We start from the raw sequence: 18,851 nt of genomic DNA, 5'->3' as shown, positions 1-18,851 counted from the left end.
CTGCTGGGCTTGCCTAATGTCGGGGCCGACCGGGACAGGAAGGGCTGAACATGCTGTCATCCAAACGCATTCTGCTGATCATCGGCGGCGGCATCGCGGCCTACAAATCGCTGGACCTGATCCGCAGGCTGCGTGAACGTGGCGCGGCCGTAACGCCTGTGCTGACGCGTGCGGCAGAGGAATTTGTAACACCTCTGTCCGTGTCTGCCCTTGCCTCAGAAAAGGTCTATGGCGATCTGTTCGATCTGACCGCCGAGGCCGAGATGGGTCATATCCAGCTGTCACGCTCTGCCGATCTGATCGTCGTGGCCCCCGCAACGGCGGACCTGATGGGCAAGATGGCCGGGGGGTTGGCAAATGACCTGGCATCGACCCTTCTGATGGCGACAGACACGCCTGTTCTGTGTGCGCCCGCGATGAATGTACGCATGTGGGAACACCCGGCGACGCGACGCAACCTGAAGCAGCTTCAAGCGGATGGCGTGCGCTTTGTTGGCCCAAACGAAGGTGATATGGCCTGCGGTGAATATGGGCCGGGACGCATGTCGGAACCGCTGGAAATCGTCGCGGCGGTTGAGGCGCAGCTTGCGGCAGGACCCTTGGTGGGAAAGCGCGTGCTGGTAACTTCGGGCCCGACGCATGAGCCGATTGATCCGGTCCGGTATATCGCGAACCGCTCTTCCGGGGCGCAGGGCTCGGCCGTGGCACAGGCGCTTGCGGATTTGGGGGCCGAGGTGATCTTTGTCACAGGCCCCGCAGACGTACCGCCTCCGGCGGGTGTGCAGGTCGTGCCGGTCGAGACCGCGCAACAGATGTCGGACGCGGTTGATGCGGCGCTTCCCGTCGACGCGGGCGTGTTTGCGGCTGCGGTGGCAGATTGGCGCGTGGCCAGTGCGTCGGACAAGAAGCTGAAGAAAAGCCGAGACGGGCTTCCGGTTCTGGAGTTTGCCGAGAACCCCGACATTCTCAAACGTGTCTCGCGGATGGAAAATGGGCGCCCACCTTTGGTTGTCGGCTTTGCGGCCGAGACCGATGACGTGATCGAACATGCTACCGCCAAGCGGCTGCGCAAAGGCTGTGACTGGATTGTTGCCAACGATGTCAGCTCTGCCACCGGGATCATGGGCGGGTCCGAGAATGCGGTTATCCTGATTTCGGACAGCGGAGCCGAGGAATGGCCGCGTATGGGCAAGGCCGAGGTTGCGCGGCGGTTGGCAAGCAGGATCGCGGACGCGTTGGCGGGCTGAAGGAAAGGCAAAACCATGGTTGCAATTCGAGTGATCCGCGAAGACGGGGCAGACCCCGCCGTGGCGCTTCCGTCTTACGAAACTGCGGGTGCTGCTGGCGCGGACGTGCGGGCCAACTTGCCCCAGGGGGCTTCGATCATGCTGGAGCCCGGACAGCGGGCGCTTGTTCCGACCGGTCTGCGCATTGAAATCCCGCAGGGATACGAGGTTCAGGTTCGTCCCCGCTCGGGCCTTGCACTGAAATACGGGATCACGCTGCCCAATACACCGGGCACTATCGACAGTGACTATCGCGGACCTCTGGGGGTAATCGTGATGAATGCCGGTCAGGAACCGTTCGAGATTGTCCATGGCGATCGTATCGCGCAGCTGGTAGTTGCCCCTGTCGTGCAGGCGGCATTCGAACTGGCTGAGGCATTGGGTGAAACAGATCGCGGGGCTGGCGGTTTCGGCTCGACCGGGCGCGGCTGATGTTGCTGGTTCTTGTTCTGGCAGCGGGGCTATGGGGCGTTGGCTATATCGCCGGCACGTCAAAAACCGCGCGCGTGGTGTCGGTGAGTGTGTTGTTGGTCGGGGTGATCCTGTCTCATCTGATCTTGCCGGATGGGCATCCTCTGCGCGAAGCAACCGGTGGGTCTGCGGCGCTGTGGCTGATCCTTGCAGGTTTCGCGGCCATCGTTTTGTTATATGGCCGTGTGCTGAAGGCCCTGCGTAACCGCGCAGTACAAGCATCCAAGCCGGAAACCACCATGCCCTCTGACCGTTTCACCGAAACCGAACTGAACCGGTATGCCCGTCACATTGTGCTGCGCGAATTGGGCGGGCCGGGTCAGAAAAAGTTGAAACAGGCCCGTGTTCTGGTGATCGGCGCGGGAGGTTTAGGCGCCCCGGCGCTGCAATATCTGGCGGCCGCAGGTGTGGGTACAATCGGGGTCATTGACGACGACATAGTCGAGAATGCGAACCTGCAGCGGCAGGTGATCCACCGCGATGCAGATATCGATATGCCCAAGGTCTTTTCCGCCCAGCAAGCTATGGAGGCGCAGAACCCGAATGTGGAGGTTCTGCCCTTTCATCGCAGATTAAGCGATGAAATCGCAGCAGATCTTTTTGCCGACTTCGATCTGATCCTTGACGGTACGGATAATTTTGAGACCCGGTACCTGGCAAACCGAACCGCCGCCGCGTTGGGCAAGCCACTGATTTCGGGGGCCTTGTCGCAGTGGGAAGGGCAGCTCAGCGTGTTTGACCCAGCCAATGGCAGCCCGTGCTATCAGTGTATCTTTCCCGAAGCCCCGGCCCCCGGTCTGGCCCCGTCCTGTTCCGAGGCTGGTGTGATTGGCCCATTGCCGGGCGTCGTCGGATCGATGATGGCGGTCGAGGCGATCAAGGTGATAACGGGCGCTGGCATGGCGCTGCGGGGCGAGATGCTGATCTACGACGCCCTGTACGGTGAAAGTCGCAAGATCACTCTGACCCGCCGTGCCGATTGCCCCATTTGTGGTGCCGCAAGCAATTAACCTTTCTTAATGTGGGCTGGGGGTTCTGGAACACCCGGCCATGGCGAACTAGCTATAGGATCAAAGGAGATCCGCATGACCAACCCGATCCTGTCCAACTGGACCACCCCATTCGAAATAGCCCCTTTCGCCGATATTTCGGATGAAGATTTTGCCCCGGCTTTGGATCAGGCGATGACTGCGCATAACGCGCAGATCGACGCGATTGCAGCAAATGCAGAGGCCCCTACTTTCGCGAACACGGTGGAAGCCCTTGAGGCTGCGGGCGAGCAGCTGGACAAGGTTCTGTCGGTCTTCTTCACCGTTGCAGGCGCAGACAGCAACCCCAAGCGGGAAGAGTTGCAGCGCGCGTTTTCCCCCAAGTTGTCGGCCCATTTCTCGGGAATTTCCTCGAACAAGGCGCTGTTTGAACGCGTTGCCGACCTTTGGGCGCGGCGCGAAAACCTGAACCTGACCGAGGAACAGGTACGCGTTCTGATGCTGACCCATCGAGGATTTGTTCGTGCAGGCGCGGCGTTGGACGGGGACGAAGACGCTCGTATGCAAGAAATCAAGTCGCGCCTAGCCTCATTGGGGACATCCTTTACCCAGAACCTGCTGGCGGATGAGCGGGATTGGTTCATGGATCTGACCGAACGAGATCTGCAGGGCCTGCCGGATTTCGTTGTGAATGCGGCGCTCGCTGCTGGTGCGGAAAAGGGCGCCGTGGGGCCGGTTGTTACCCTCTCCCGGTCGCTGATCGTGCCGTTTCTTCAGTTTTCACCCCGTAGGGATGTGCGCGAAAAAGCCTATCGCGCCTGGGCTGCCCGCGGGGCGAATGGTGGCGAGACCGACAATCGCGACATCGCGGCTGAGATTCTGGGCTTGCGTGAGGAACGCGCCAAGCTGTTGGGCTATGACAACTTCGCCGATTACAAGCTGGAAACTGAAATGGCTCGTACTCCGGACCGGGTACGTGAGTTGTTGATGCAGGTGTGGGAACCTGCCAAGGCCCGCGCCGATGCGGACGCGGAAATCCTGACCCGGATGATGCAGAAAGACGGTGTCAACGGCCCGCTGGAAGCATGGGACTGGCGCTATTACGCTGAAAAGCGGCGCAAGGCGGAACATGATCTGGATGAGGCGGAACTGAAACCCTACCTGCAACTGGACCGGATGATCGAGGCATCGTTTGCTTGTGCAAACCGCCTGTTCGGGCTGGAATTCAAGCCTTTGAACGTGCCGCTTTATCACCCGGATTGCCGCGCGTGGGAAGTTACGCGCAACGGTCGGCATGTCGCCGTGTTCATCGGTGACTACTTTGCACGAGGGTCCAAGCGGTCAGGTGCCTGGTGCAGCGCGATGCGGGCACAGGCCAGATTCCCGAAAGAACAGGCACCGATTGTCATCAATGTCTGCAACTTCGCCAAGGGTGATCCGGCGCTGCTGTCTTATGACGATGCACGCACCCTGTTCCACGAATTTGGCCATGCATTGCACCAGATGCTGTCCAATGTGACCTATGAAAGCATCTCGGGCACCTCTGTTGCGCGCGATTTTGTCGAACTGCCCAGCCAGCTTTATGAACACTGGCTGGAAGTGCCCGAAGTTCTGGCCGAGTTCGCCACCCATGCCGAAACGGGCGAACCGATGCCGAAGGAGATGCTTGAAAAAGTGCTGAATGCCGCCAATTTCGACCAGGGGTTCCAGACGGTGGAATATGTCGCCTCGGCCCTTGTCGATCTGGCCTTCCACGATGGCGACGCCCCGGCAGACCCGATGGCAAAACAGGACGAACTTCTTGCCGGGTTGGGGATGCCGAAAGCCATTGGAATGCGCCATGCCACGCCCCACTTTGCGCATGTTTTCGCAGGCGATGGCTATAGCTCGGGCTACTACAGCTATATGTGGTCCGAGGTGATGGATGCTGACGCCTTTGCGGCCTTCGAAGAAGCAGGTGGTGCCTTTGATCCTGAACGGGCCAAAGCGCTGGAAGACAATATCTTGTCCACCGGCGGTTCGCGCGAGGCAGAGGATTTGTATCTGGCGTTCCGGGGGCGATTGCCGGGCGTGGATGCCCTGTTGAAAGGCCGCGGTCTGATTGCGGCGTGACTTCAGTAGCCCAGCGTGCGGTCGACAAGGTGCACAAAGGGCTCGCCGGATTCCCCGCGCCGGATGTTTTCGCAAATGACCTGTGCGGCAGTGATCGGGCGGGTCTCGGACGCGATATGCGGGGTCACGGTGACATTCGGATGCGCCCAATAGGGGTGATCGGTGGGCAAGGGCTCGACACGGAACACATCCAGCGTTGCGTGGCCCACCTGGCCCGAGTTCAGGGCATCCAATAGCGCATCATCATCAATCAGCGGCCCGCGTCCCGGGTTGATGATACGCGCACCTTTGGGAAGCAGGGCCAGCGTTTCCGCATTCAGCGCGTTTTCAGTGGCAGGTGTGTCAGGCAGCAACAAGACTACGATTTCGGCATGAGAAAGCGCCTGGCGCAGCCCTTCGGCACCATGCAGGCAGGTTACGCCGGGGATGTTCTTGGCTGTACGGCTCCAGCCTAAGACCCGAAACTCAAGCGCGGTCAGCGCGCGGGCCACGGCTTCGCCCAATGCTCCAAGCCCCAGAATACAAACGTTGCGCTCTTGGGCCAGCGGTGGGATATCTGGGGTCCAGACACCGTCCTGTACCGTGATGTGCCGGTCCATCCCCAGATGGTAGCGCAGAACGTGGCCAACCACCCACTCGATCATGCCTTGCGTCAGGCCGTGATCCACCATCCGCGCCAATGGAACGGTCAGTGTTTCGTTACCCACGATTTTTTCGACACCGGCCCAAAGGCTCAGCACCGCTTTCAGGCGCGTGAAAGGTCTGAAATCCTGTACCCCTCCGTTTGGGGCGTAAACAACGTAATCGACCTGATCCGGTTCGAACTCGGTTCCTAGCTGGACGTCCAGTCCCGCCTCATCAAGATATTGTGTCAGCAGCGGCTGATACACCGGCCAAAGGGCAGGGCGCGCGGAAAACAGGACGTTCACAGACATCAGAGCCCTTTCAGATCAACGGGGGCGGTGAATATGGGCGCTTTGGACGATGCCAAAGGCCGCCATCAGAACCAGCATGGCCGAGCCACCATAGCTGACCATTGGCAGTGGTACACCCACGACCGGGGCCATGCCCATCACCATCGACATGTTGACGGCAAAAAACAGGAAGAAGTTCAGCGCGATACCCAGCGTGACCAGAGATGAAAACCGGTCCTTGGTTGCCAGGGCCGTGACCATGCAGAAAACCAGAATCAAGGCATAAAGGGTCAACAGGGTCGTTCCCCCGACAAATCCGAACTCTTCGGCCAACGTCGTGAAAATGAAATCAGTATGCTTCTCGGGCAGGAAGTTCAGGCGGGACTGCGTGCCTTGCATGAAACCACGCCCGTTCCATCCCCCGGACCCCAAGGCAATCTTGGACTGGGTAATGTGGTATCCGGCCCCCAATGGGTCGGTGGACGGGTCCAGAAAGGTGTCGATGCGCCGAAACTGATAGTCCTTCAACAATTGCCAGTCGGTCCCCCGGCTGTTGAACACAGCGGCGATCAGGCCCACGACAGCAGCAATAACGGCGGCAAAATAGGCCCAGTGAACCCCTGCCAGAAACATCAACCCACCTCCTGCGGCGAGAAGCAGGATGGATGTGCCAAGATCGGGCTGTTTCAGAACCAGCAAAGTAGGCAGGATGATCAGGACAACCGGGATAAGAACCCAAAGCGGACGAGACGTTTTGTGCGAAGGAAGCCAGTCGTAATAAGCGGCAAGCAACATGACCAGCGTGACTTTCATGACCTCCGAGGGTTGCAGGCGCATGAACCCAAGGTCGATCCAGCGCTGCGCACCCATGCCGATGGTGCCGAACAGTTCAACAAATACCAGCAATGCCACCGAGCCGAGATAGGCCAGCACCGACATGTTGCGCCAAAACCAGATCGGAACCAGTGCGATGATGAACATCACTGTCAGGCCAAGCCCGAAACGTTCCATTTGCGGCTCGGCCCAGGGCGTCCACGAACCGCCCGCAACAGAATACAGCATCAAAAAGCCCGCGCTGGCGGTGCTGATCAACAGCAATGTCAGCGGCCAGTTCATATACAGAAACTTGCGAAACCCCGACGGCGTGGACTTGACGGCATATTCAAGATAGCTCATGCACGGTCCTTTTCATCCGGTCGCGCCTTGGGGCGCTTGTCACCCTCCAGCCGTTTTTGCTGTTCCTTGATGCGTTCGCGGTCGGCGACGGGGTAGGCTTCAAGCGGCGGTGTGCCGTCATAAAGAGCTTGCAGCATGATGTCGCGTGCAACCGGGGCTGCGGCTGTGGACCCGCCGCCGCCATGCTCAACAACCACGGCCACGGCGTATTTTGGGTTGTCATACGGTGCAAAGCAAACGAACAGCGCGTGGTCGCGACGCTCCCACGGCAAGTCCTCGTTTCGGATCACGCCTGCGGCCCGTTCTGCTTTGGTGATGTTTCGAACCTGGCTGGTTCCGGTTTTCCCCGCCATCCGGAACTCATCCGCGATGATGCGGCTTCGATATGCCGTTCCCCGCCTGTCATTCGAGACCGAGAACATGGCCTTGCGGACCTGTTCCAGATTGTAAGAATTAAGGCCCAGTGGTTCTCCGGCGCCCGAGGGTTGTTCAACACCGTCGATCGAGCGCACCAGGCGCGGCGTGACCGCGCGACCGGTGGCGATGCGGGCGGCCATCACAGAAAGCTGCAGCGGTGAAGCCAGCATGAATCCCTGGCCGATGGACGCGTTTGCCGTATCGCCCACAAGCCACTCCTGACCGTGCGCGCGCTGCTTCCATTCCTGATTGGGGGCCAGCCCATCCGCCACCGCCGACATCGGGATGTCATGCTTGACGCCCAGTCCCAAAGTGCGGGCCATGTCGGAGATCTTGTCGATGCCAACCCGCAGAGCCACGTCATAGTAATAGACATCGCAGCTGCGTTTCAGCGAGAGGTTGAGGTCAACCGTCCCGTGCCCACCACGCTTCCAGCAATGGAAGCGACGGCTGCCGACCTTCAGGTGTCCGGGGCAGTACACGGTGTTGCCGGGAGAGACTACGCCAGCTTCCAACGCGGCCAGCGCGGTGACCATCTTGAAGGTCGATCCCGGAGGATAAGTTCCTTGCACGGATTTATTCGCCAGAGGGCGGTACTTGTCTTCTGTCAATGCCCGGTAATCGGCGACCGAAATGCCACGTACAAACAGGTTCGGATCAAAACTGGGTGCCGAGGCGACCGCACGCAAGTCACCGGTCTCGCAGTCTATGACAACTGCGGCTGCACTTTCGCCTGCCAGTCGCGCCTGTGCATATTGTTGCAGATCAGCGTCGATGGACAGTTGCAGGTCTGCGCCGGGTTGTCCTTCCTGCCGGTCAAGCTCGCGCATGACGCGGCCCGTCGCGTTGACCTCGACCCGCTTTGCACCGGCCTTGCCGCGCAGTTCGATTTCCTGCTTGGCCTCAAGGCCAACCTTTCCAATCTGGAACCTTGGAATGCGCAATACCGGCTCAGGGTCTTCTATCTTGCTGAGGTCATAGTCGCTGACCGGGCCAACATAGCCGACGATATGTGCGAAATCCTCGTATCGTGGGTATTGCCGTGTCAGGCCGACCTCGGGCGTTACGCCCGGCAGCGCCGGAGCATTGACCGCAACCTTCGAGATATCCTCCCACGTAACCTGATCCGCCAGCGTCACCGGCAGAAACGGAGCCGAGCGGCGCATTTCAGTCCTGGCGCGCTCGATCTCATCTTCGTTCAGAGGGATCAGTTCCGACAGTTTGGCGATGACTTTTTCCACGTCATCGGCGTCTTCACGCACGATGACGATGCGATAGGAAGGTGAGTTCTGGCCGATGATCTGGCCGTTCCGGTCATAGATACGCCCACGGGTCGGCGGGATAAGCCGGATGTTGATACGGTTTTCTTCGGCCAACAGGCGGTATTCGTCGGCCTGTTCGACCTGCATGAACCGCATTCGTGCCGCCAGACCGCCTATGAACACCGCCTGTAGACCACCCAGCAACAGCGCTCTGCGTGGCAGGCGCTTATAGGCAAGGCCCTGGGATTTGGGTTTACGCTGTTTCATGCCCGGCTTCCCACAGCGCTGACATCAGCAGCGGATATGCGGCGAACCCCCAACGCGCTTTGGCTAAGCAGCACGACCAACGGGTAGACAGCGACCGTCAGCACAAGCTGAATCACGACCGGCCCCAATGCGGCCTGTTGCACGGACATCACCGATAGTACGACCCTGTTCATCAAAATGACCGCCGTGATCACAATGCCGACAGACATCCATTCTCCGGCAAATCCCGCATCCCTCATACCCAACGCCGCTGACCGCAAATAGGCCGACCCGACTACGGTCAGCGCGGCCAAAAGGCCCGGTGGACGTTGCAGTAGAAAGTCGGCCATCAGCATGACAAGCGCAACCAATACAGTCGGGACGTAATCGGGCCGCCGCAGCACCCAGGCAAAAGTCAGGGCAATCAGGACGTCAGGAAAAGGCCAGCGATCGGGTTGAGCGTCCAACGGCAACAGATGCAGAAACAGTACAGCAAATGCCAGCAAGGCATAAAGGCTGCGCATGGCCCAGATTTGCGAGGCCGGTCTATCCATCGCTGACCTCATCCGGGGTCAGCGCTGCCTCTGGGCGGGTAGGCCCGACGATACTGCCCGGATCCTGAATGGGCGGAGCCGAGTGAAACCGCAGAACCCTAAGAAATTCGAGCCTTTCGAAATCTGCCGACAAGCGGACCCTCAGGCGCCCCCCGGGATCTGCCGCGATTTGACCGATCAGCAGGCCCGCAGGAAAAACGCCGCCATCACCCGAAGTGATCACCCGGTCGCCGGGGCGAACCAACTCGCGGTTTTCAAGAAACTCCACCGCGGGTGCGGGGTTGTTGTCGCCTTTGATCAAAGCGGTTTGGCCAGAAGGCTGAATGGTTGCGGGAATGGCGCTGGTGGCGTCCGTCACAAGGATCACGCGTGCCGTGTCAGGGCCAACACCTGATATCCTGCCGACCAGGCCAATGCCGTCCATCGTGGCCCATCCATCCACGATCCCGTCACGCTCTCCGACATTCAGCAGAACGGATTGCCGGAATGGCGACCCGCTGTCGGCCATGACAACGCCGGTGATGTAGGTCAGACGAGGGTCAAGGCGGACATTGTTCAGATCCAGCAGTCGTGCGTTTTCCTGTTCAAGCTGCAAAGCAGCCTCTTTCCAGGCGCGCATCAGGCGCAGTTCGCTACGCAGTTCCCTGTTCTGCTCGCTCAGGCGCTGATAGCTTTGGAAGTCACGCACCAGATTGACGGCGGCAGTCACCGGGACCATGGCCCATTCCATAGATGGTACAACCGTATCCACGATTCGCGCGCGGAACCGTTCTACGCGCGGGCTGTCGATGCGCCACAGAAGGAAGATACCAAGCAGGCACAGCACAACAATCCCCAGCAACAAACGTCGCAGGGGGGTCGTGTACTCATCGCGCTGTGATCGGTCTTTTGCCACAGGTTACCTTCCCGTGCTGCTCGCGCCGATATAACCCTATCTTCCGAGGGTGCGCGCCTTAGCTTTCGTAGTCAATCGCGTGGCGCAGCTGTTTTTCATATTCCAGTGCTTTGCCGGTGCCCAAAGCCACACAATTCAGGCTTTCGTCCGCAATGGATACCGCCAGGCCGGTCTGTTCGCGTAGGGCCAGGTCCAAATCGCCCAGCAGCGCGCCGCCGCCGGTCAGCATCACACCACGGTCGACAATGTCCGCAGCCAAATCGGGGGGCGTTGTCTCAAGCGCGGTCATAACCGCCTCGCAGATCTGTTGCACGGGCTCTGACAGCGCTTCGGCCACCTGGGCCTGGCTGATCTCGATTTCCTTGGGCACGCCGTTCAACAGATCACGCCCCCGGATATGCATCGACTGACCGCGCCCGTCGTCGGGCATGCGGGCGGTACCAATGGTTGTCTTGATGCGTTCAGCCGTGGATTCACCTACCAGCAGGTTCTGCTGGCGACGCAGGTAGGAAATGATGGCCTCGTCCATCCGGTCACCACCAACGCGGACCGAACGGGCATAGACAATGTCTCCCAACGACAGAACAGCAACCTCGGTAGTGCCCCCGCCAATATCAACAACCATGTTGCCGGTCGGGTCGGTGATCGGCATGCCGGCCCCGATTGCGGCCGCAATCGGTTCGGCAATCAGGCCCGCGCGACGGGCACCTGCTGACAGGACCGACTGCCGAATTGCACGTTTTTCGACCGGGGTTGCGCCATGAGGAACGCAGACAATGATCTTGGGTTTCGAGAAGGTCGAGCGTTTGTGCACCTTGCGGATGAAGTGCTTGATCATTTCTTCGGCAGTATCAAAATCCGCGATCACACCTTCGCGCATGGGGCGGATGGCTTCGATCGAACCGGGCGTCCGACCCAGCATCAGCTTGGCATCTTCGCCAACTGCCAGAACTTTCTTCACACCGTCCTTGACGTGGTAGGCCACAACCGAAGGTTCAGACAGGATGACACCGCGCCCCTTGACGTAAACCAGCGTGTTTGCTGTTCCAAGGTCGATAGCCATGTCCGCTGTGAACAGGCCGCCCAGATTGCCAAAGATCCCCATGTTTTCCCTGATCCTGTAATGTCGGTTTTCTACTGCCCGCGACTCGACGGTTCCGGGACGGATGACTTATAGGGTGCCATCACGCCCGGTAAAAGGGCTGATTCCGCGACAATCAGCACCTTTCCGCCTTATTGAATGGGACTTTAGAAGGCAAAATGCTCTCTTATCAACACATTTACCACGCCGGGAATCTGGCGGATGTCCAAAAGCACGCTTTACTGGCGTGGGTGCTGGATTATCTGACACGCAAGGACAAGCCGCTCAGCTATATCGAAACGCATTCCGGGCGTGGGTTGTATCGGTTGGATGCAGACGAATCCATTCGGACAGGAGAGGCAGAGGCAGGGATCGGTCGCGCACAGCGGGAAGGGTGGTTCGGGCCCGACCACCCGATGGCGCAGGTCCTGAAGCAGGTAGAGGCCCGGTACGGCGACATGGCCTATCCAGGATCGCCGATGATTGCTGCGACTATGTTGCGGGAACAGGACAGTTTGCACCTCGCGGAACTGCACCCACAGGAATTTGCGGCCCTGTCGTTGGCGATGTCGCCGTTTGGGGCGAAAGTCTATCAGCAGGATGGGTTCGATCTGGCGCAGTCCTTGCTGCCTCCAGCTCCGCGCCGGGGCATGATGCTGATTGACCCCAGTTACGAGGTGAAAGCCGATTATGACCGCTTGCCCGGCATTATCGCCAAGCTGCACCGCAAGTGGAATGTGGGCGTGATTGCCCTTTGGTACCCGATCCTGACGGACAATCGACATGCTGGGATGACTGCGGCTCTCAAATCGCGAAACTACCCCAAAGCAATTTGCCACGAAGTGACATTCCCGCCTGCGCGTGAGGGGCACCGGATGATTGGGTCAGGTATGTTTGTTGTGAACGCGCCGTTCTGTATCGGCGACGAAATGAACCGCCTTTCCAAGCTTTTCGCGCAGCTTTAGCAGCAGACGAGACGCTGGTCGGGATAAAGCACCCAATCCATCACCGTGGGTCGTGTTGGATTTTCCGGGCAACCAAACTTGCGGTTGCCCGGATGATTTATGCAATCACGTCAGGTCTTTATAGCTGATCTCGCGCGCATCCGCGCCTGGTCCAGCTTTTTCACGGCGCACAATCAGGCGGTTGAGAGCGTGGATATAAGCCTTAGCTGACGCCACGACTGTGTCGGTGTTTGCCGACTGGCCGGTTGCGATCATTCCATCCTCTTCCAGGCGAACGGAAACCGTTGCCTGCGCGTCCGTGCCTTCGGTCACAGCATGAACCTGATAAAGCTGAAGCCGTGCTGTGTTGGGATAAATCGCACGGATCGCCTTAAAGGTCGCATCCACAGGGCCGTCGCCATGTTCAGTGGCGGTTTTGTCCACGCCTTCAACCTCCAGCTCGACCGTCGATTCCGCCTGACCACCCGTGCCGCAAGTCACCTTCATCGAAACCAGTTGCAGGTGGTCGTCAGCCTCGTCCAGCGTCATCAGTGCAATGAGATCGTCGTCGAACACCTCTTTCTTGCGATCTGCCAGATCCTTGAACCGGACAAAGATATCCTTGAGCTGGTTGTCGCCCACCTCAAACCCCAGCGTTTCGAGCTTGTCGCGCAAGGCTGCGCGGCCCGAATGTTTGCCAAGCGGCAAGGATGTTCCCGAAAGACCAATGTCCTCAGGACGCATGATTTCAAAGTTTTCGCGGTTTTTCAGCATCCCGTCCTGATGGATGCCACTTTCATGGGCAAAAGCGTTCTTGCCGACAATTGCCTTGTTGAACTGCACCGGAAAGCCCGAGACCGTCGCAACCCGACGCGAGATGTGCATGATCTTGGTGGTGTCGATGCCAGTGTGCCACGGCATGATATCGTTGCGCGTGCGCAGTGCCATGACAACTTCTTCCAGCGCCGTGTTGCCAGCGCGTTCGCCCAGACCGTTGATGGTGCATTCAATCTGGCGGGCACCACCTGCCACAGCGGCCAGCGAGTTCGCGGTCGCCATGCCAAGGTCATTGTGGCAATGGGTGGCAAAGACCACGTCATCCGCCCCCGGCACCGTTTCGATCAGACGCTTGATCAGGTCCGCGCTTTCCACCGGAGCGGTATAGCCCACCGTATCCGGGATGTTGATCGTGGTTGCCCCGGCCTTAATTGCGATCTCGATCACCCGGCACAGGTAATCCCATTCGGTTCGGGTCGCGTCCATCGGAGACCACTGCACGTTTTCGCACAGGTTGCGCGCGTGGCTGACCGTTTCGTGGATCTTGTCGGCCATCTCGTCCATCGTCAGGTTCGGAATGGCGCGATGCAGGGGTGAAGTGCCGATGAACGTGTGAATGCGGTTATTCTCGGCGTGTTTTACCGCCTCCCAGCAGCGGTCGATATCGGCAAAATTTGCGCGGGCCAGACCGCAGATACGGCTGTTCTTTGACCGCTGCGCGATCTCGGATACCGCTTTGAAGTCACCTTCGGATGCGATCGGAAAACCGGCTTCGATGATGTCGACGCCCATGTCGTCCAACAGCTCGGCAATTTCCAGCTTTTCATCATGGGTCATGGTGGCGCCAGGGCTCTGCTCGCCGTCGCGCAAAGTGGTATCGAAGATCAAGACGCGGTCTTGGTCGGTCACGTTGGTCATGGGGTTCTCTTTCTTCTTCTGTCCTAAAGCCTATGGCGCGCGGGCGTCCTCCTCTGAGCGGGCGCGCCGGATGGCACGCTCAGAGGCGGATTAGGATCAGTAGGCCACGCAGCGACGCACCGCGAAGGGCGGTGTCGACACAAGGGATATCTGCGCGGTTGATCATGGGATTGAGGTTATACAGAGCCCGCCGGGAATGAAAAGAACCAATTTGCAATACGCGAACTTCTGGCAACTGCCCGTGTTTAGACCACCTTGATTGTTCGCACTGCGCCGCTAGCTGATCACGGATGGAAACTGCATTGATAATTGGCGCTTCTGGCGGGATTGGCGCAGCCGTTACCAGACGGCTGGTTGAGCAGGGCGTTTCGGTCACGCGTTTGTCCCGGTCGGAAGAAGGCTTTGACATGACCGATCCGGACGGGGTGATGCTGAAGCTTGATAACCTACCAGGTCAGTTTGATCTGATTCTGGTGGCTTCGGGCGCCTTGGAGATAAACGGCGCTGTGCCGGAAAAAACCCTTCGGGCGATTTCAGCCAGTGCCATGATGGATCAGTTTGCGTTGAATGCCGTTGGTCCGGCATTGGTGCTAAGCCGCGCGTATCATCTGTTGCCGCGACATAGACGATCTGTATTCGCGGTGCTGTCGGCGCGGTTGGGATCAATCGGGGATAATCGAACAGGCGGCTGGATCAGCTACCGTGCGGCCAAGGCAGCGGTCAATCAGGTCGTCCGTACTGCCGCGATTGAATTGGCCCGAACACATAAACAGGCGATTTGCGTCGCCCTTCACCCCGGCACAGTAAAAACAGAGTTCACGAACAAATACCTGGGTCGTCATCCTGCCGTCGAACCTGAAGCAGCCGCCGATAACCTGTTGAACGTGATACGCGGGTTAACGCTCGCTGGTACCGGCGGGTTCTATGATTGGGCCGGTAAGCCGGTCCCGTGGTGAGCCTTCACCCGTCCGAGGTTCCGGTTGCCTCTGTATTTGCATCAGGGTTGGGTTGCGGGGCAGGGGTGTCAGCGTCGCTCTGCTGGTCCGAGGTCTGATCTGGCAACACGCCGTTTTCCCAGACACCGCTTTCCTCCTGGCCGTTGGCATAGCGCATCGTCCCACTGCCCTGCCGTTTGTTGTCGACAAAGCTGCCCTCATACACATCCCCGTTCGAGTAGGTGGCGGTACCCACGCCGTTGATTTTTCCGTCCGACCAGTCGCCCGTATACTTGAACCCGGCAGGGGTTATGATTTCCCCTTTGCCGTGCCGTTTTCCGTTCAGGAAATCACCGGTGTAGACCGTGCCATCGGAATAGGTCGCCTTGCCTTTGCCCTGACGCACGCCTTCAACCCAGTCGCCGTCATATACCGAGCCATCTGCGCGCGTAACCACACCCTTGCCGTGGCTTTGCGCGTTCTTGAACTGGCCTTTGTAGATCATACCATTGGTATAGGTGGCCGTGCCCTGACCCTCGATAACACCCGCGATCCATTCGCCTTCATAGGTCGATCCGTCCGGATAGGTGATGCTGCCGTTTCCTTCGGCCAGATCGGCAACGAAATCGCCGACATAGACAGAGCCATCCGGATAGGTCACTTCGCCAAGGCCTTCAATCTGCCCGGCGTTCCAGTCGCCGGTATACACAAAGCCGTCTGTTCCGGTGAACGTTCCTTTGCCGTGGCGGCGGTCGTCGACAAAATCGCCTTCGTACACATCCCCTTGGGCGTGGGTCACTTTGCCCTTGCCGTGACGGCGCCCTTCTAGAAGCTCGCCTTCGTATACGTCACCGTTGGAGTAGGTCAGGTTACCCATCCCGGTGATCTGGTCCCCGGACCAATCCCCTGAATACACCATCCCGTCTGGCATTGTCTGTGTGCCGGTGCCATCGCGCAAACCTGCGTTGACGTCGCCGTCGTAAACGCTGCCGTCGGCATATGTGATCTTTGCTTTGCCCTGCCGTTCACCGTCGACCCAGTCGCCATCATAGATGTATCCGTCGGGAAAACTCAGCACGCCTTTGCCATGTCGCTGGGCGTTCCTGAATTTACCCTCATAGCGCGTGCCGTTCGCGAATTCAGCGATGCCGGTGCCGTTGATTGACCCGTTGGACCAATCGCCCTCGTAGCTGCTGCCATTGGCATAGATGATCTTGCCGCGCCCTTCGGGCTGACCCTTGGCGAACATGCCTTCGTAGACTGACCCGTCGGGGTAGTGTGTGGTACCCTGACCCTGAATTTCGCCTTCTACCCATTGCCCGGTGTATTCAAATCCGTTCGGCAGCCGATACGTTCCTGTCCCGTGCCGCAACCCGTTCTCATAAGTGCCTTCATAGACACCGCCAACTTCATCATCCTTGACGATGACGGTCCCGTCCTGCGCGAAAGCAGTGGCCGCTGTCAGGCTCATCCCCGCCGCCAAAATTGAGTTTCGGATCACGTTCATTTCTGGTCCTGTCTGCCCGGTCGTCGCTGGTGATATCTCTTTCGCAAAACTAAGGTACCGTTGCGGGCAGAGCAACGGCTTTTGCCGCATTGGTCTTTTACTCGCGCGGTGATCTGCTAAATGGCAATAGGACTTACGAGGCAAGAGGGCAGCATGGCCGACCGTTTCCGCATCACTCTGGCGCAACTGAACCCGACCGTTGGCGATATCGAAGGCAACGCGGCCAAGGCCGTTGCGGCATGGGAGCAAGGCAAGGCAGCGGGCGCGGATCTGGTGGCCTTCCCCGAGATGTTCATCACCGGCTACAACACGCAGGATCTGGTTCTCAAACCGGTATTCCACCGCGCAGCCATGGCTGCGGTCGAAGCGCTGGCCGCAAAATGCGCTGAAGGTCCTGCAATCGCCATTGGTGGTCCCTGGGTCGACGATGGAAAGCTGTACAACGCCTACCTGATCCTGAAGGGTGGCCGGATCACCAGCAAGGTTCTGAAGCACCACTTGCCGAATGAGACGGTGTTCGACGAAGTGCGCTTGTATGATGCGGGTCCATTGGGTGGGCCGTATTCGGTAGGGAATTTCCGGATTGGCAGCCCGATCTGCGAAGACAGCTGGCACCCGGACGTGGCAGAAACGCTGGAGGAAACCGGGGCCGAGTTTTTGTTGATCCCCAACGGGTCGCCTTATTTCCGGGATAAATACGATGTGCGACTGAACCATATGGTCGCGCGCGTGGTCGAAACCGGCTTGCCGCTGATCTACTTGAATATGGTTGGCGGGCAGGATGATCAGGTCTTTGACGGTGCCAGCTTTGGCCTGAACCCGGGCGGGGAACTGGCGTTCCGGATGCCTGTTTTTGACGAACTGCTCTCGCAAGTCGATCTTGAGCGCGGCGAAGACGGCTGGCGGATCGCATCAGGTGAAATCGTGCCTCAACCGGATGAGTGGGAGCAGGATTATCGCGCAATGGTGCAGTCCCTTCGCGACTATATGGGAAAAACCGGTTTCAAGAAGGCGCTGCTGGGCTTGTCCGGCGGGGTCGATTCCGCGCTGGTTGCGACCATTGCGGTCGATGCCATCGGGGCCGAAAATGTCCGCTGCGTGATGCTGCCGTCGGAATACACCAGCCAGGCCTCGCTTGACGATGCCGAGGCGGTCGCCAAAGCGCTGGGCGTGCATTATGACTACGTGCCGATCTCGGACAGCCGCGCAGCCGTCACCAGCACTTTGGCACCGCTGTTTGCAGGGCTGGATGAAGGGTTGACCGAAGAAAACATTCAATCCCGCCTGCGCGGGTTGCTGTTGATGGCGATCTCGAACAAGTTCGGCGAAATGCTGTTGACCACCGGCAACAAATCCGAGGTCGCCGTGGGCTATGCCACGATCTATGGCGACATGAACGGCGGCTATAATCCAATCAAGGATCTGTACAAGACCCGTGTGTTCGAAACCTGCCGCTGGCGCAATGCCAATCACCGAGACTGGATGATGGGCCCTGCAGGCGAAGTGATCCGTCCCTCTGTCATCGACAAACCGCCCAGTGCGGAACTGCGCGAAGATCAGAAAGACAGCGACAGCCTGCCGGATTACCCGGTGCTGGACGGAATACTTGAGATCCTGGTCGATCAGGACGGATCGATCGCGGATTGCGTCGCCGCCGGGTACAACGAAGCAGATGCGCAGCGGGTCGAACATCTGGTCTATATCAGCGAGTATAAACGGTTTCAGTCCGCCCCCGGTACGCGCCTGAGCAACCGCGCGTTCTGGCTGGACCGGCGGTATCCGATTGTGAATCGCTGGCGTGATCGCCCCTGATTGCCGCAATTCGTGCGCTGACTTGGAAACAGTAAAGTTTCCCTCCCTTTGATTGTTTTCCAATTTCTCGTTATGGGCCTGCCACGGGCGCGAAAACCGGCCTCTGACTTGTCGCAGTGACAACTTTCTGCCACATTTTAGCTTGAAAATTGCCCTATGTGGGGCGGGTGCGACGCAATTCTCAAAGTCGCGAGTTGATTTTGATGAAGTGTGACGCATCCGGGGTTGGATGTCTGAGTAAATGGTTTGGTTTTGACATGTATGAGGAATATCAAGGATCGCATCATGCTCTTTTGAAACGGCGGACGATGGAATCTCCGCCGCAGGAGCTGGATGAGGAAAAGCTGGAAGCGGCGATTGCCGGTGTCCTGAATGAACAGCGGCTGTCCGACGAACAGGCAGCGGCGTCGCTTCGGGCTGAGTTTCCAAGCTTGTTGCCGCAGAAGGACGTAACCGCGCAGACCGTGCAAAAAGACACCGGATTGACCGCGAAGCTGCGTCAGAAATGGGCGGAACTGTCCGGCGCAGCGTGATGTGCTGAGGATTTTCGTTGCC

At 58.9% G+C, this 18,851-nt stretch carries 16 protein-coding genes; 8 read left to right on the top strand and 8 right to left on the bottom strand.

The genetic code is table 11. The features are described from left to right. Nucleotides 1-50 precede the first annotated feature (50 nt). The 4 genes from coaBC to ACR0D9_RS12125 all read left to right on the top strand — a co-directional run bounded on the left by coaBC (nucleotide 51) and on the right by ACR0D9_RS12125 (nucleotide 4,858). Nucleotides 51-1,247 carry a bifunctional phosphopantothenoylcysteine decarboxylase/phosphopantothenate--cysteine ligase CoaBC gene (gene coaBC / locus ACR0D9_RS12140; protein WP_480486698.1) on the top strand — a complete coding sequence of 399 codons (1,197 nt, stop codon included), beginning with the start codon at nucleotides 51-53 and terminating at the stop codon, nucleotides 1,245-1,247. Between the two features lie 15 nt (nucleotides 1,248-1,262). Next, nucleotides 1,263-1,718, top strand: a complete 456-nt coding sequence (gene dut / locus ACR0D9_RS12135) for a dUTP diphosphatase (RefSeq protein WP_480486699.1) — start codon at nucleotides 1,263-1,265, stop codon at nucleotides 1,716-1,718. Continuing rightward, the gene (locus tag ACR0D9_RS12130; protein ID WP_480486701.1) at nucleotides 1,718-2,767 is read left to right on the top strand and encodes a HesA/MoeB/ThiF family protein; all 1,050 of its coding nucleotides are present in this window, start codon (nucleotides 1,718-1,720) and stop codon (nucleotides 2,765-2,767) included. The genes dut and ACR0D9_RS12130 overlap by 1 nt, the downstream gene beginning before the upstream one ends. Before the next feature lie 75 nt (nucleotides 2,768-2,842). Then, nucleotides 2,843-4,858 (top strand): M3 family metallopeptidase, encoded by a 2,016-nt coding sequence (locus ACR0D9_RS12125; RefSeq protein ID WP_480538959.1) that lies wholly within the window; start codon nucleotides 2,843-2,845, stop codon nucleotides 4,856-4,858. 2 nt (nucleotides 4,859-4,860) lie between these two features. On the opposite strand, the gene ACR0D9_RS12120 is transcribed toward ACR0D9_RS12125, so the two are convergent. The 6 genes from ACR0D9_RS12120 to ACR0D9_RS12095 are packed head-to-tail and all read right to left on the bottom strand — an operon-like array spanning nucleotide 4,861 to nucleotide 11,427. Then, nucleotides 4,861-5,793, bottom strand: coding sequence for a 2-hydroxyacid dehydrogenase (locus tag ACR0D9_RS12120; RefSeq protein ID WP_480483233.1), 933 nt, complete (start codon nucleotides 5,791-5,793; stop codon nucleotides 4,861-4,863). Nucleotides 5,794-5,808: 15 nt separating this feature from the next. Continuing rightward, the gene (gene rodA, locus ACR0D9_RS12115; RefSeq protein ID WP_209506418.1) at nucleotides 5,809-6,948 is read right to left on the bottom strand and encodes a rod shape-determining protein RodA; all 1,140 of its coding nucleotides are present in this window, start codon (nucleotides 6,946-6,948) and stop codon (nucleotides 5,809-5,811) included. Next, entirely contained in the window at nucleotides 6,945-8,894 is a 1,950-nt protein-coding gene (gene mrdA / locus ACR0D9_RS12110; RefSeq protein ID WP_480483236.1) for a penicillin-binding protein 2, read from the bottom strand. The genes rodA and mrdA overlap by 4 nt, the downstream gene beginning before the upstream one ends. Next, nucleotides 8,891-9,427 (bottom strand): rod shape-determining protein MreD, encoded by a 537-nt coding sequence (locus tag ACR0D9_RS12105; RefSeq protein ID WP_480483238.1) that lies wholly within the window; start codon nucleotides 9,425-9,427, stop codon nucleotides 8,891-8,893. The genes mrdA and ACR0D9_RS12105 overlap by 4 nt, the downstream gene beginning before the upstream one ends. Then, complete coding sequence (mreC, locus tag ACR0D9_RS12100; protein ID WP_209506411.1) at nucleotides 9,420-10,322, bottom strand: rod shape-determining protein MreC; 903 nt, start codon at nucleotides 10,320-10,322, stop codon at nucleotides 9,420-9,422. The genes ACR0D9_RS12105 and mreC overlap by 8 nt, the downstream gene beginning before the upstream one ends. Before the next feature lie 58 nt (nucleotides 10,323-10,380). Next, nucleotides 10,381-11,427: a rod shape-determining protein gene (locus tag ACR0D9_RS12095; protein WP_039523195.1), complete on the bottom strand. Its 1,047-nt coding sequence runs from the start codon at nucleotides 11,425-11,427 to the stop codon at nucleotides 10,381-10,383. Between the two features lie 155 nt (nucleotides 11,428-11,582). On the opposite strand from ACR0D9_RS12095, the gene ACR0D9_RS12090 reads away from it, so the two are divergent. Further along, on the top strand, nucleotides 11,583-12,368 hold the full coding sequence (locus tag ACR0D9_RS12090; protein WP_480486707.1) for a 23S rRNA (adenine(2030)-N(6))-methyltransferase RlmJ: 786 nt from the start codon (nucleotides 11,583-11,585) through the stop codon (nucleotides 12,366-12,368). 105 nt (nucleotides 12,369-12,473) lie between these two features. Here the strand turns inward: ACR0D9_RS12090 and ACR0D9_RS12085 are convergent, their stop codons facing one another. Then, the gene (locus tag ACR0D9_RS12085; RefSeq protein ID WP_480538957.1) at nucleotides 12,474-14,042 is read right to left on the bottom strand and encodes a 2-isopropylmalate synthase; all 1,569 of its coding nucleotides are present in this window, start codon (nucleotides 14,040-14,042) and stop codon (nucleotides 12,474-12,476) included. A 290-nt stretch (nucleotides 14,043-14,332) separates the two neighbouring features. On the opposite strand from ACR0D9_RS12085, the gene ACR0D9_RS12080 reads away from it, so the two are divergent. Continuing rightward, nucleotides 14,333-14,998: an SDR family NAD(P)-dependent oxidoreductase gene (locus ACR0D9_RS12080; protein WP_480486711.1), complete on the top strand. Its 666-nt coding sequence runs from the start codon at nucleotides 14,333-14,335 to the stop codon at nucleotides 14,996-14,998. A 4-nt stretch (nucleotides 14,999-15,002) separates the two neighbouring features. Here ACR0D9_RS12080 and ACR0D9_RS12075 read toward each other — a convergent pair whose 3' ends face one another. Beyond that, nucleotides 15,003-16,484 (bottom strand): MORN repeat-containing protein, encoded by a 1,482-nt coding sequence (locus ACR0D9_RS12075; protein ID WP_480538955.1) that lies wholly within the window; start codon nucleotides 16,482-16,484, stop codon nucleotides 15,003-15,005. Nucleotides 16,485-16,637: 153 nt separating this feature from the next. On the opposite strand from ACR0D9_RS12075, the gene ACR0D9_RS12070 reads away from it, so the two are divergent. Together ACR0D9_RS12070 and ACR0D9_RS12065 are read left to right on the top strand one after the other, a co-directional pair. Beyond that, nucleotides 16,638-18,296, top strand: coding sequence for an NAD+ synthase (locus ACR0D9_RS12070; protein ID WP_480483248.1), 1,659 nt, complete (start codon nucleotides 16,638-16,640; stop codon nucleotides 18,294-18,296). Nucleotides 18,297-18,604: 308 nt separating this feature from the next. Further along, nucleotides 18,605-18,829 (top strand): hypothetical protein, encoded by a 225-nt coding sequence (locus tag ACR0D9_RS12065; protein WP_245220582.1) that lies wholly within the window; start codon nucleotides 18,605-18,607, stop codon nucleotides 18,827-18,829. Nucleotides 18,830-18,851: the final 22 nt, after the last annotated feature.

The sequence above is a fragment of the Ruegeria sp. AK11 genome (assembly GCF_056541095.1).
Note: the sequence above shows the minus strand (reverse complement) of the source record. Positions and strands in the feature narration are given on the sequence as shown.